A 12859-nucleotide genomic window follows, 5' to 3' on the forward strand; every position below is an offset into this window, starting at 1 on the left:
CTCCGCGCTCGCCGTTCCCTCGGCGCCGTCCGCCGTGTCCGCCGCCCCGGCCGCGCCGGCCGCCGCGAGGCCCGCGGCCGCTCCCGTCGCCGCCCGCGCGCTCGCCGCGACGCCGGCGAACGCGTCCGTCAAGGCCGCGGAAGCCGCGAGCCCGACGCCGCTCGGCGCCCTCTCCCGCATCGCCGGCGAGTCCTCCTCCCGGGTCTCCGCCGTCGAGGTCGTCGACGTCGGCCGCATCTTCGACGGCTCCAAGGCCTCCGGCGCCGACGTCCGAAGCCTCTCCCCCGCGGATATGCGCGGCTCCGGCGGGCGCGCCTTCCGCTCCAGCGGCCTGCGCCCCTCCTTCTCTCCGGCCCCGGCTCCCGCCTCCGCCACGCAGACGCAGCGGCGGATGCTCGCCTCGCTGTACCAGGTGGCATCGATCTTCGCCGAGCAGTACGCGCCCCTCGACATGAAGAAGGACCGCTTCCAGCTCGACCTGAAGCGCGAGTACGACGCGGCCAAGGCCGCCGTCCTGGCGAACCCGGAGATCACGACCCGCCAGTTCCAGGACCTCCTGGCGAAGCTGGTGGCGTCGATGCGCGACTACCACGTGAGCATCTCCTTCCACTCCACCGAGAGCTCCAAGCTCCCCTTCTCGGTCGCCGGCGCCGAGGGCCGCTACTATCTCACCTACATCGACCGCGAGAAGCTCCCGCTCGAGGCCTTCCCGTTCAAGATGGGCGACGAGGTCGTGGCTTTCGCCGGCAAGCCGACCGCCGAGGCCGTCAAGGAGATCGCCGGCCGCATGACGGGCAACACGGCGGAGACGGACATGCGCATGGCCGAGATGTTCCTCACGAACCGCCGGCGCGCGCGCGGCGACAACGACATCCCCCAGGGCGGCGCGGAGATCGTCATCCGCAGCAAGGGCCAGTTCTATAAGGTCGTGATGCCGTGGGACTACACTCCCGAGCTCATCGCCCAGGACGTGCCGCTGCGCAACGCCGGCCTGCTCGAGCCCGAAGGCTTCGCCGGCGGCTCCGCCGGCGCCGTCCGCGCCGGCTTCTTCAACTCCGTGGGCAAGGCCATCGTCGCCGCGGTCCATCCCCTCGTCGAGCTCTTCAAGAACATGGCCTCCGAGGCCGCCGACAACCCGTTCATGATCGGCGCCCGCAAGAGCTTCGTGCCCCGCCTCGGGAAGGTCCTCTGGCGCAGCGACGACGACAGCCACTTCGACGCGTACATCTTCGAGACCAAGGACGGCAAGAAGAAGGGCTACATCCGCATCGCCGCCTACGACGGGGCCTACGCCGAGGTCCGCGAGTTCGCCAAGATCATCGCCAAGTTCCAGGCCGAGACCGACGCGCTGGTCATCGACCAGGTGAGCAACCCCGGCGGCAGCGTCTTCTACCTCTACGCCCTCGCCTCGCACCTGACGGACAAGCCGCTGGTCACGCCGCGCCACCGCCTCCTCATCGGCGAGTCCGACGCGCACGAGTCGGCGGACTTCCTGCTGCAGCTCATGCGCCAGCAGCAGGGCGGAGCCGCCAAGCTGAAGGCGAAGAAGAAGAAGGTCAAGGCGGGCGAGGAGGAGGAGCCGCCGAACGCCGGGGGCTACCCCGTCGACGGCAAGTTCATGTCGCTGATGGTCCAGTCCGCGCAGTTCATCCTCAAGACGTTCAACGCGGGCCGGCGCCTCACCGACCTCGTCCACGTGAAGGGCGTCGCCGACATCGACCCCGCGCCGAAGGCGGAGGAGCGCTACACCAAGCCCATCCTCCTGCTGACCAACGCCTTGGACTTCTCCGGCGGGGACTTCTTCCCCGCGATCATGCAGGACAACAAGCGCGCCACCATCCTCGGCGTGCGCACCGCGGGCGCGGGCGGCATCGTCAACGCCTACGCCGTCGACCAGTTCGGCATCGACCATCTCTCGGCGACCGGAAGCCTGGCCGAGCGCCCCGACGGCCGGCCGATCGAGAACCTGGGCGTGACGCCCGACATCCCTTACGAGATCACGGCCAAGGACCTGCGCACGGGGTTCGCCGAGTACCGGTGGAAGATCCTGAAGGCGCTGACCGGGATCCTGGAGCCGGCCGCTCCCGCGGCGCCGCAGGGCGAAAAATAGGAGGCGCCGAGACCGGCGTCCACTAGGGGACCGCCTCGGCGCCTCACAGAACCCGCCCCGAACCCGTAACGCCGGGCGCACCCTCGCGTCTCGACGGGAACTCCCGCGACGACGCGCCCGATACTACGGCTTGCGACTGCGCTCCGACTGCCACTCACTTCATCGCCGGTTACGGCCTCGGCCTCAACTCGGCGTCCACTTCGCGGCACCGACTGCACACCGGTTTCGGAGCGGGTATGCGATGAGTATAGCCCCGAAAGCCCGGGCGTCAAGACCCACTCACGGTAAAAAATTCCCGGGTGAAAAGTGTTTCCGCGTTCCCGTCAAGTGATGGCCGCCGTCGTCGCGCGAATGGTAGGATTCGTGCATGATCACGACCATCCTTCTCCTGCTGACCGCCTCGTTCGCGCGCGCCGCCGAGCTTCCGGGGATGCCGGGCAGCTCCGTCGTCCCTTCCACCCCGACCGTCGCGGCCGAGCCCGCGAAGCCCGTCGAGACGAAGCCCGCCCCGCTCCTGCCGCCCGCCGTGCCCGCGCGGCCGACGGGCACGCTCGACACCGCCGGCGAGGTCGCCCGCGACCTGGCCGTGCGCGTCGAGTACTTCGAGAGCGGCCAGGCCTACTACCGCGCCTACACCAAGGGCTCCCACACGCCCGAGGAGAACAAGGCGTTCGTGAAGTTCCTCGAGGACTACGAGAACGAGCTCGGCATCGCCAAGCGCACCCACGCGATCCTCGGCGTCTGGCTCGAGAAAAAATCCTCGATCAAAGACTAGTCGACTCGGTCGTCACACTAGCAACCTAAGTGGTCAGGGCCTTTCGGCTCATGCGGCGAGCCCGATTCGGGTTATAATAATCACAAGGTCGTCTCGACCCGGAGGTATCCGTTCATGATCATCGCCGCCCTGCTCGCCGCCGTCCTGTCCGTCCCCGCCTCGGCCCAAACCGCCGCCTGCCGGCGCAACGAGATGACCTCGGCCTGGGAGAAGATCACTTTCGGCCTGTGGCTCAGCGACTACACCGTCCCCGACGCGGCGCGCACCGCCGACCTGAAGTACGCGGGCTGCTCCGTCGACGGCGAGGGGCAGGAAAACCGCACTTACACGAGCGCGGACGGGACGTTCACCGTCACCGCGGTGACGAACGCCGGCGGCGACGATGGCGCGACGGCCTTGATCCTGCGCCGCGACGGCGAAGGCGTGAACCTCGGCGTCTGGGGCCACCACAAGGTGTTCTACAAGGGCGTCGGCATCGACAAGGTGACCGTCCCCAACGGCGGCGGCTCCACCGTCGTCAAGAACGTGTTCGTGATCCCCGTCGACTGGGCCAAGTAAGAACGGATCAGCGCCCGGCGGAACCGCCCAGAGCCAAGGTCACGGCGCGAAGCTTCGCCTGCACCGCGGCCTGATTTTTCGGGCCCATGCGCATCAGCTGCTTCTGCGCCGGGCTCCGGTTTTCCAGCTCCTCGTCGGCGTAGATCCAGCCGATGCCTTTCTTCCCTTCCTTGAGAAGGACGCCGTCCTCGAGCGGCGGCGTCTCCAGGAGTTCGGCCGCCGCGGCGAGCAAGGTCGCGCGCGCGCCCGCCGTCTTCTCTCCGAGCTCGCGATGGGCCGCGTCGAACAGCGGCTCCAGCTCCTCGAACAGCTTGGCGGCCGCGCCCGCGTCCACCGCCGAGACCATGGCGGCGAAGGCGTCGTAGCGCGCGTAGCCGGCGGGATCGACGAAGACCTTGCCGCCCTTCTTGAGGACGGCGAAGCGGCCGCGCGGGGCGAACGCCGCGAAGGTCTCGCGCGGGAACTTGCCGTTGGCGATCATGCTCGTCGCGGCGGCCAGGCGCGGGATCAGGGACTCCTGCTTGAGCCACTCGACGAAGGCCGGCGCGGAGGACAGGGAGGAGGCGCGCAGGCGCACGAAGTCGTCGCTCTTGCCCAGCGCGGGAAGGCTCGCGGGCAAGGCGGGCGGAGCCTCGCCCGGCGCCGAGGAGATCCCGGGCGGAGGGGGAGGGGCTTTGAGGAAGGAGCGCGCGCCGAACAGGCCGACGGCGGCGCCCGCGGCGAGAAGGACGAGCACGATCATCAGTCCGGTATTCTTCATGTTCAACCTCACCTCCAGATGATACGCGTTCGGCGGGGTAAAACTGACGTGTCCGGCGTAACGTTCAGATGAATGCGCCCGAGCTCGCGCCCGTCCGAGGTCACGACCTCGACCCGCCAGCGCCCGGGCTTGTGCTTCGCCTTGGCCGTGAACCCGCGCCAGCCCTCGTCGCGCCCGCCGGTGATCGGCAGGGGGATGACCTCGGGCTCGCCCCAGCCGCCGGGCTCGCGGAACCGCCAGTGGACCTCGAGGCGCTCGCGGAAGTTCGTCGGGGAGAACACGCTGATCCAGCAGTAGATCGCGTCGCCCGGGCGTGCGAGGAAGTCCTGGTCGCCGCGCTGCCAGAACTTCCAGCGCGGCCGCGTCGAGGTCAGGGCAAAGCGGCCGCCGTCGCGGCGCACCTCGTGGTAGACGCCGATCTCGGAGAGCGACAGCGGCACCGGCGGGATGACCTTGGCGAAATACAGGACGGCGAACAGGGCGGCGACCGCGGCGAAGGGATAGACCACGTGCCGGCGGACCTCCCGCTCATGATCGGGCAGGCGGGCTTGGAGCCTCCACGACAGGACGACGACGCAGGCCGCCGCCGCGGCGAGGGAGCCGAGGAAGGGCAGCGCGCCGATGCGGCCCATCAAAGTCGGGACCAGATAGGTGAAGTAGGAGACGAGGCACAGGCTGAACAAGGTCGTGCGCAGCAAGGTACCCGAGCTCTCGAACGGCTTGAGCTCGTTGACCGCGAGCAGGGCGGCGAGGATGCCCAGGAATATGAGAGAAGCGCCCATCGAGGCGCTCTTGAAGTAGAACAGCGTGTAGATGTTGAGCAAGGTCCCGAGCATGAAGTGCGTCGCGCCCGCGTGATAGCGCCACGCGGTCTTGAGGCGCTCGGGCGGGACGAAGCCGCCGTGGCGCTCGCGCAGCTCGAGGCTCGTGAACAGGGCGCACAGCGAGAGATAGACGGCCTGATGGATGATGTTGTGGAGCTTGTCGATGCGCCCGACCGCGAGCGTGTCGAACAGGAAGCCCGCGGCGAAGAAGCCCGCGGTGCAGGCCGGCTCGTGGTCGCGGTAGAAGGCCTTCGCGCGCTCGATCATCGGGCCGGGGGTGGAACGGAGAACGGCAGGCGGTCCTTCGCTCCGGGCGAGGCCGGGCCGCGGTCGTACACGCTGATCTGCTCGGCCATCCACATGTAGGGCGGGCGCGCGGCGGTCAGAGCGGTCAGGATCCGGCCGGTCTCGCGGCGGTTATAAGAGAATCCCTTCGCGACGAGCCTGGAGACCCAGTAGCGCTTGGGCTGCTCGTTGACGTGGTGGTGTCCGCCCTGGTTGGGCTGGGCCGCCGACAGGACGAGCCGGTCGCTGAAGCCCAGGAGGTTGTCCAGGAACGCGTCCGACAAGGGCTCCGGGATGTGCTCGGCGACCTCGAGGCACAGCGCGAGGTCGAACTTCCCCCAGACGTTCTCGAACGGCGCGGTGAGGTCGCGGACGTGGAACGGGACCGGGTAGGAGAGCTCGGGAGGCGGGACGACGCCGTCGATGGCGAGGACCTCCACCCCTCTTTTGGCGAACAGGTGGCTGTAGACCCCGCAGCCGGCCCCGAGGTCGACGAGGCGCTTCGGCCGCAGGCGCTCGTGCAGGACGCCGGCGATGACCTCGGCCGAGCGGACGTACTTCTCGTGGCCCGGGCCCCACTCCCCGAAGAAGGCCCGGTCGTAGATCCGGTCGAGGTCGGGCATCATGGCGCTATCCCGCCGGATGCGGGCGCTCGACCGTCACGCGAGAGGCACGGCTCCGGGGCGCTGGAAGCGGCGCGCGAGCTCGTCGCGGTTGAGCGACAGCATCGCGCGGCGCCCGTGCGGGCAGGCCGAGCCGTCCTTGCAGTCGCGCAGCGCGTCGAGGAGCTTGTAGGCCTCCTCCTCGCCCAGGCGGTCGTGCGACTTTACGGCGGCCTTGCACGCGATCGTCGCGGTGACGTCGTGCTTCAGCCGTTCGGCTTCGGCGACGGGGTCGGAGAGGGCGTCGATGACGCGGTGGATCAGCTTCTTGACGTCTTCGGCTTGATAGAAGAGCGCCGGCACCGCCGTCACGTGCAGCCCGTTCTTGCCGAAAGGCGCGACCTCGAAGCCGATCTTATGCAGCCGGTCGGCTTTTTCCAGAACGGCCCTCACGGCGGACGCCGGAAGGTCGACCGGGATCGGGATCATCAGCTTCTGGGACTTGGCGCCGCCGGCCTCGATCTCGCCCAGCAGCTTCTCGTACAGCACGCGCTCGGCGGCGGCGTGCTGGTCGAGGATGAAGAGGCCGCCGTTGGCCTCGAAGACCATGTAGCTGCGCTCGATCTGGCCCACGTAGCGGAAAGGGGGGGTGTACCAGACGGGCGCGCCTTCCGGGGCGCCCATCGCGACGGCGGAGCTGAGCTTGAGCTGCTTGAAGTCCTCGGGGATGAAGCCTCGACCGCCGAGATAATAACCGTCAGGATTCGGCGCAGCATCCGACGACTTCACCGCCGAATCCACCGGCGACGGGGCGTCGGCGACGACCTGACTCGTCGCCGCCACTTCGAGGGTGATGGGAGCCGCGGCTTTGGCCTTGGCGAGCGCGGAGGCGACGAGGCCGGAGACGATCTCGAACAGCTCGCCGTCCTTCTTGAAGCGGACCTCGCGCTTGCCGGGGTGGACGTTCGCGTCGAAGGCGTCGGGGTTGAGCTCGAGCAGGGCCACGCACACCGGCTGCTTGCCCGCGGGGCGGTGCTCGCCGTAGGCCTTGTACAGGGCCGTGTTCAGGATCTTCGAGGACACGGGGCGCTTGTTGACGAAGAAGTACTGGAAGCTGCGCGAGGACGGCATCTTGTCGAACGGGGAGACGAGCATGCGCACGCGCACGCCGGGACGCTCGACGTCGATGGGCAGCAGGCCGCCCGCGAGGTCGTCGCCGAGCACGGCCGCGGCGCGCAGGTCGAAATCGGTGAAGAAGTCCCCCGAATCCTCGGGCTCGAAGCGCAGGACCTGGCGGCCCTCGGACTTATAGGTGAAGCGCACCGACGGGTTGGCCAGCGCGGCCTCCTCGATCACCGCGGCCAGGCGCGAGCGCTCGGAGCCGTCGGACTTGAGGAACTCGAGGCGCGCGGGCGTGTTGTAGAAGAGGCTCTTGACGAAGACGGTCGTGCCCGGGACGACGGGGGCGGGGCCGTTGGTGATCTTGCCGCCCTCGCTCGTCACGCGCCAGCCGGTCTTGGAGTCCTTCTGGGCGCTCGTGACGGTGACCTTGGAGACCGCCGCGATGGCGTACAGGGCCTCGCCGCGAAAGCCGAAGGTAAGTAATCGATCTAAATCTTCAAACGCCGATATTTTGCTCGTCGCGTGGCGCTCGAGGCAGATCTTCACGTCCTCGGCGTCCATGCCCACGCCGTTGTCGGACACGCGCAATGACGTTTTCCCGGCCCCGAACACCTCGACATCGATGCTCGTCGCCTGGGCGTCCAACGAGTTCTCGATCAGTTCCTTGAGCAGGGAAGCCGGTCTCTCGACCACCTCGCCGGCGGCGATGCGGGAGAAGACCTCTTCGGGGAGGCGTTGGATGATGGGCATTACAGTTGTTTCTTCAACGCGTTCAGAGCCTGCAGCGCCTCGATCGGCGTCATGGTCTCCGGGTTGATGAGCTTGAGCGTCCTCAAAACAGGGTTTTCCTCGAATAAGGGCAGCTCAGGCGGGGTCGTCATCTCCTCGCGCACGACGCGGCTGCTGAGACGGCCGGAGCCGGACTCGTTCTCGAGACCCGACAATATCTTCTGGGCCCGCGAGATGAGCTGAGCCGGCAGGCCGGCCAGGGCCGCCACATGGATGCCGTACGACCGGTCCGCCGGGCCCGCGCCGATCTTGTGGAGGAACACGACCTCGGTGCCGCCCTCGGCGCTGGACCACTCCTTGACCTCGACGTTGCCGTTGACGACGCCGGGCAGGGACTTGGCCAGCTCGGTGAGCTCGAAGTAGTGGGTGGCGAACAAAGTGCGCGGCCCGCGCGGCCCTTCCCCGGGCCGCGTCTCATAAGAGGAGTGGAGGTGCTCGAGGACGGCCCACGCGATCGAGATGCCGTCGAAGGTCGAGGTGCCGCGGCCGACCTCGTCGAGGACGACGAGGGAGCGCGGCGTCGCCGAGCGCAGGATGTGCGACGTCTCCTTCATCTCGACCATGAAGGTCGAGTCGCCCTGCGCGAGGGCGTCCTGCGCGCCGATGCGCGTCAGGATCTTGTCGACCACGCCGACGCGCGCGGACTTCGCGGGGACGAAGGAGCCGATCTGGGCGAGGAGCGCGATCAGCGCGTTCTGGCGCAGGTAGGTGGACTTGCCGGCCATGTTGGGTCCGGTCAGGATCAGGATCTGCGGGTCGCGCGCGTTGAGCGTCAGCGAGTTGGCGACGAAGGTGCCGGAGGGCAGGAGCGCGGCCAGGACGGGGTGGCGGCCTTCCGCGATGTCGAGGTCATGGGAAAAGTCGACCTTCGGCTTGACGAAGTCGTGCATCGCGGCGACGGAGGCGAGCGACTGGAAGCCGTCGAGCTCGCTGAGCAGCTCGGACAGGCGCAGCAACGGGGCGTGGAAGCCGATGGCCTCGTCGCGCAGCTCGGCGAACAGGCGCGCCTCGAGCCGCAGCATCTTCTCTTCCGCCGACAGGATCTTCGTCTCGAGCTCCTTGAGCTCGGGCGTGATGTAGCGCTCGGCGTTGGTCAAGGTCTGCTTGCGCGTATAAGTGGAGGGAGCCTTGGCGCTCTGAGCCTTGCTGATCTCGATGTAGTAGCCGAACACCGAGTTGTAGCCGGCCTTGAGGCTGGAGATGCCGGTCGCCTTGCGCTCGCGCTCCTCGAGCTCCGCCAGGACCTGGTCGGAGTCCGTCTTCAGGCGGCGCAGCTCGTCGAGCTCCTCGTGGTACCCCGGCCGGAAGAGGCCGCCGTCGGAGAGCTTCAGCGGCGGGTCGTCGACCAGGGCCGCGACGAGCTTCGCGCCGAGCGCCTCGAGCGACTTGGCCGTCTCGCGCAGGTCCGAAGCGAGGTCGGCGAGGCCGGAGGAGAACGCGGTGTCGGCGAGCCAGGCCTCGAGGGCGGGCAGACGCGCCAGCGAGCGGCGCAGCGCGCCGAGGTCCCGGGGGCTCGCGGCGCGCGTGGCCATGCGGCTCGTCACGCGGGGGAGGTCGGCGACCTCCTGCAGGATCTTGCCCAATGACTGCCGCGCTTCCGGCTTATCGAGAAGATCCTCGACGCAGTTCTGCCGGTGCTCGATCTCGCGCAGGTCGGTCGACGGGTGCAGCAGCCAGGTCTTGAGCTTGCGGCTGCCCATCGGGGTGCGGCACTGGTCGAGCAGGCCCCACAAAGTGTGGCGCTTCTCGCCGCTCGCCGACTCGATGAGCTCGAGGGTGCGGATCGCCGTCTCGTCGAGCTGCATCATCGCGCCGGTCTCGCGGTAGGCGGGCTCGGGCAGCTCGCGCAGGCGGAACTTGGCCTCGTCGACGTACTGCCGCGCGGCCAGGGCGGCGTTGAGAGCGAGGTGGTGGTTGCGCCAGGCGGAGCCGGCCGCCCACGCGGGTTGAGCCGCGCCCTTCACGCTCTCGCGCACGGTCAGGCAGGCCTTCGGCGGCAGGATCGAGCGCAGCCACAGCGCCGACGCCGCTTCGCCGGAGGCGATGACCTCGGCGGGGCGCACGCGGGCGAGCAGGTCGTAGAGCTTCCGGTGGTCGCGGTCGTTGAGGGTCTGCGTCGCCCAGGATTCGCCGGTGGAGACGTCGAGGCACGCCGCGCCCCAGCCGACGAGGTCGTTCTCGATGGCGATCAGGAAATTGGACGCGGTGGGATCGAGGAGCTCGTCCTCGACGACCGTGCCGGGGGTGACCACGCGCACGACGTCGCGGGCGACCAGCTTCTTCTCCTTGCCGGGAGCCTCGAGCTGCTCGGCGATCGCGACCTTCCTGCCCGCGCGCAGGAGACGGGCGATGTAGTTCTGGGCGTTGTGGAAGGGCACGCCGCACATCGGGAAGCCCTGGCGCTGGGTCAGGACGAGGCCGAGGATCGCGGAGGCTTCCTGGGCGTCGAGCCCGAACATCTCGTAGAAGTCGCCGAGACGGAAGAAGAGGATGCTTTGGGGGTGGCGGGCCTTGATCTCCTGGTACTGCCGCATCACCGGCGTATCGGGCATGGCCTCGACGGGAGACATGATCGCGATTGTACCAATTTCCGCGCTTTCCGTCGGGCGACTGTTTCCGGAAACAGTCCGCTATGCGGCTTCGGAGGCGATGCGGCACGCGTTGGCCATCACCGCGTAGGTGAAGGTCGCCGCGGGGATCGAGGGAAGGACCGAGGAGTCGACGAGGTGGATCCGCTCGTGGCCGTGAAGGCGTCCCGCGGAGTCCGTCTGCCACGCTCCGGGCGTCTTCTTCATCGGGAACGAGCCGCCGGCGTGGTTTCCTTCGCCGGGAAGGCCGACCTTTCGCAGGAAAGACAGGGGAGTGAAGCCCAGATCGGCGGAATGGCGGGCGATCTTGGCGGCCACGCGCCGGACGGCGGCCTTCGTCGCCGAGGCGTCTGCGGCCTTCACGGTGAGGCGGCAGTCCTCTCCGCGGCCCTCGGCGGTGATCCTGACCGGGATGCCTTCGTCGGAGTGCAGGTAGCCCTGGATGGCGAGCAGACGCGGCGCGAAATGCCTCACGACGGCGCCGGAGAGGGGGCCGGCCCAAGCCGCGGCGCTCTCGAGGCGCTCGGCGATGACCTCGTTGTGGCCGTAGACCTGAAGATGGACCGGATGCGTCGAGACCTCCTTATCCTCGAGCTCCAGATAGACCTGGGCCAAGGTGTGGAGGCGTTCCTCGGGGGCGCCGGGAACGCCGCGGTCGAGAAGAAGAGGCAGCACGAAGTAGGGCTGCGACAGCAAAGGAAGGCCCTCTGCCGGAGCGCCGAATGACCCGCACACCAAGCGCGTCGTGGCCAGCGGGCCGCAGGCGAGGAACGCCTTCTCGCCGTCGTAGACCGTCCGCGACGCGCCTTCACGCGCGGCATGCAGGCGGAGGCCGTCGGGGCGATCCTCGATCGACAGGACCCGCACGCCGCCGCGATACTCGAACCCCGGACGCTTCTTCAACGCCTCGACGACGCGGGCCGCGCTCCAGATCGCGTCGCGCTCGCAGCCGGACAGGCAGGTCCCGTCGTATCGGCAGGCCGAGGCGTTCACCGCGTGACGGGCGCGTCCGAACGCGAAGCCGGAGCCCTGGAGAGCCTTGGCGTTCGACGAGAACCGGGCGAGGACGGACTGGGCCTGCAAGGACGGGTTCAGCGGGGGAAGCGGCGGGGCGTAGTACGGGAATCGTTCGGCCAGGCCGTCGGCGGCTCCGGCTATTCCCAGGATCGCGGCGGCTTTCTTATAATGATCATGGAGCGCGGCCGCCGGGAAAGGCCAGTCCGCGATTTCGCCGTCCGGAAAAGGCAGGACCGACGCTCCCCAGACGGCCGACAGGCCGCCCTTGCCGCCGGAGGCGAGGCATTTCGTGCCCTTTTGGATCAGGCCCGCCTCCCGGTCCGTCATGTAGGGGTAAGACGAGCCGAAGACGAGCTTTCGCGCGGGGTCGTCTCCGGCCTCCGCATGTCCGGAATACTGAAAATACCGGGAGGACTGACACCTTTCGGGTTCGAGCTCGCGGCCGATGTCGAGCATCAGGACCGGCTTGCCCGCGTCGAGCAGAGCCGAGGCCGCGGCGACTCCGGAGGGACCCGAGCCGACGACGATGTTCATCCGCGCTCCGCTACGGGCGCCACTGCCCGTGCATGCGCATCGAGTCGAGCACGCAGCCGGCCGTGAAGGCGAACAGCGCGCCGAAGGAGGCGACCGCCGAGCAGAGGACGAGGAGAGGCGCGCCGAGGTTCACGGCCAGGGCGAACAGGACGACCGCCTTCAGCGCGAGGAGCAGGGCGAGGGTCACGAACAGCTTGAGCGGGTTGTAGATGATCATGACCTGGGTCATGAGCTGGAGCGTGCGCAGGATGTCGCGGAAGGGCTTCACCTTCGAGTGGCCGCCGGAGCGGGCGCGGAACTCGATGGGCATGTACTTCACGAAGCGGCCCTGCATCAGGAAGGAGAGGGTCATCGTCGTCGTGAACGAATAGCCGAGGCAGCGGACCAGCGCCTGCTGGTCGACGAGGGACTTGCGCACGAGCCTCAGCCCGGAGTTCGCGTCCGGCACCTGCTCTCCGGAGACGAAGTTCGCGAGCCTCAGGTACACCCAGCGCAGGAACGCCTTCGTCGGCGTGCCCCAGAAATGGGCTCCTTCGCGCGCGCCGATGACGAGGTCGAAGTCGGGCGCGTAGTCGAGCAGCTTCAGGATCTCGGAAGGGGGGTAGGAGCCGTCCGCGTCGATCATCAGCACCCACTCGTGCCGGGCGGCCTGGATGCCGGTCAGCAGGGCGCGGCCGTAGCCGCCGTTCGTCGGGTGCGAGATGACGCGGGCGTGCGCGGGGTTGACGGCCTTCGCGGTCCCGTCGGCGGAGCCGTCGTCGACGACGAGGATCTCGAACTCGAGGCCGCGCTTCTTGAGCTCGGCGTGCAGGTCGGCCATCACCGGGCCGATGGCCTCGGCCTCGTTGTACGCGGGGACGACGACGCTGACCGTGAGGGCGCTCATGCGATTATC

At 68.7% G+C, this 12859-nt stretch carries 10 protein-coding genes; 3 read left to right on the forward strand and 7 right to left on the reverse strand.

The genetic code is table 11. The annotated features are described in order from the left end of the window. The 3 genes from HYV14_08810 to HYV14_08820 all read left to right on the forward strand — a co-directional run. The coding region (locus tag HYV14_08810) for a protease-like activity factor CPAF (protein ID MBI2386098.1) at positions 1 to 2110 on the forward strand (2110 nt) is incomplete at its 5' end. A gap of 367 nt (positions 2111 to 2477) precedes the next feature. Further along, the gene (locus HYV14_08815) at positions 2478 to 2885 is read left to right on the forward strand and encodes a hypothetical protein (GenBank protein ID MBI2386099.1); all 408 of its coding nucleotides are present in this window, start codon (positions 2478 to 2480) and stop codon (positions 2883 to 2885) included. Positions 2886 to 2999: 114 nt separating this feature from the next. Further along, positions 3000 to 3443, forward strand: coding sequence for a hypothetical protein (locus HYV14_08820; protein MBI2386100.1), 444 nt, complete (start codon positions 3000 to 3002; stop codon positions 3441 to 3443). Positions 3444 to 3450: 7 nt separating this feature from the next. On the opposite strand, the gene HYV14_08825 is transcribed toward HYV14_08820, so the two are convergent. Genes HYV14_08825 through HYV14_08855 form a run of 7 tightly spaced genes read right to left on the reverse strand, consistent with a single transcriptional unit; the run spans position 3451 to position 12850 of the window. Next, entirely contained in the window at positions 3451 to 4203 is a 753-nt protein-coding gene (locus HYV14_08825; protein ID MBI2386101.1) for a DUF3014 domain-containing protein, read from the reverse strand. Positions 4204 to 4211: 8 nt separating this feature from the next. Further along, positions 4212 to 5294, reverse strand: coding sequence for a DUF2914 domain-containing protein (locus HYV14_08830; protein ID MBI2386102.1), 1083 nt, complete (start codon positions 5292 to 5294; stop codon positions 4212 to 4214). Continuing rightward, complete coding sequence (locus HYV14_08835) at positions 5291 to 5938, reverse strand: hypothetical protein (protein MBI2386103.1); 648 nt, start codon at positions 5936 to 5938, stop codon at positions 5291 to 5293. Before HYV14_08835 ends, HYV14_08830 begins: the two co-directional genes overlap by 4 nt. A 33-nt stretch (positions 5939 to 5971) precedes the next feature. Then, positions 5972 to 7786 carry a DNA mismatch repair endonuclease MutL gene (gene mutL / locus HYV14_08840; GenBank protein MBI2386104.1) on the reverse strand — a complete coding sequence of 605 codons (1815 nt, stop codon included), beginning with the start codon at positions 7784 to 7786 and terminating at the stop codon, positions 5972 to 5974. Next, positions 7786 to 10395 (reverse strand): DNA mismatch repair protein MutS, encoded by a 2610-nt coding sequence (gene mutS / locus HYV14_08845; protein ID MBI2386105.1) that lies wholly within the window; start codon positions 10393 to 10395, stop codon positions 7786 to 7788. The genes mutL and mutS overlap by 1 nt, the downstream gene beginning before the upstream one ends. Positions 10396 to 10455: 60 nt before the next feature. Next, complete coding sequence (locus tag HYV14_08850; protein ID MBI2386106.1) at positions 10456 to 11964, reverse strand: GMC family oxidoreductase; 1509 nt, start codon at positions 11962 to 11964, stop codon at positions 10456 to 10458. A gap of 10 nt (positions 11965 to 11974) precedes the next feature. Further along, complete coding sequence (locus HYV14_08855; protein ID MBI2386107.1) at positions 11975 to 12850, reverse strand: glycosyltransferase family 2 protein; 876 nt, start codon at positions 12848 to 12850, stop codon at positions 11975 to 11977. Positions 12851 to 12859 lie beyond the last annotated feature (9 nt).

The sequence above is a fragment of the Elusimicrobiota bacterium genome, assembly GCA_016182905.1.
Classification (GTDB): Bacteria; Elusimicrobiota; Elusimicrobia; order UBA1565; family UBA9628; genus GWA2-66-18.

What these genes read in the sequence shown, in the direction of transcription:
- mutL (MBI2386104.1), bottom strand. Translation starts at nt 7,786, where the DNA reads ATGCCCATCATCCAACGCCTCCCCGAAGAGGTCTTCTCCCGCATCGCC.
- HYV14_08820 (MBI2386100.1), top strand. Translation starts at nt 3,000, where the DNA reads ATGATCATCGCCGCCCTGCTCGCCGCCGTCCTGTCCGTCCCCGCCTCG.
- HYV14_08850 (MBI2386106.1), bottom strand. Translation starts at nt 11,964, where the DNA reads ATGAACATCGTCGTCGGCTCGGGTCCCTCCGGAGTCGCCGCGGCCTCG.
- HYV14_08815 (MBI2386099.1), top strand. Translation starts at nt 2,478, where the DNA reads ATGATCACGACCATCCTTCTCCTGCTGACCGCCTCGTTCGCGCGCGCC.
- HYV14_08835 (MBI2386103.1), bottom strand. Translation starts at nt 5,938, where the DNA reads ATGATGCCCGACCTCGACCGGATCTACGACCGGGCCTTCTTCGGGGAG.
- HYV14_08825 (MBI2386101.1), bottom strand. Translation starts at nt 4,203, where the DNA reads ATGAAGAATACCGGACTGATGATCGTGCTCGTCCTTCTCGCCGCGGGC.
- mutS (MBI2386105.1), bottom strand. Translation starts at nt 10,395, where the DNA reads ATGTCTCCCGTCGAGGCCATGCCCGATACGCCGGTGATGCGGCAGTAC.
- HYV14_08830 (MBI2386102.1), bottom strand. Translation starts at nt 5,294, where the DNA reads ATGATCGAGCGCGCGAAGGCCTTCTACCGCGACCACGAGCCGGCCTGC.
- HYV14_08855 (MBI2386107.1), bottom strand. Translation starts at nt 12,850, where the DNA reads ATGAGCGCCCTCACGGTCAGCGTCGTCGTCCCCGCGTACAACGAGGCC.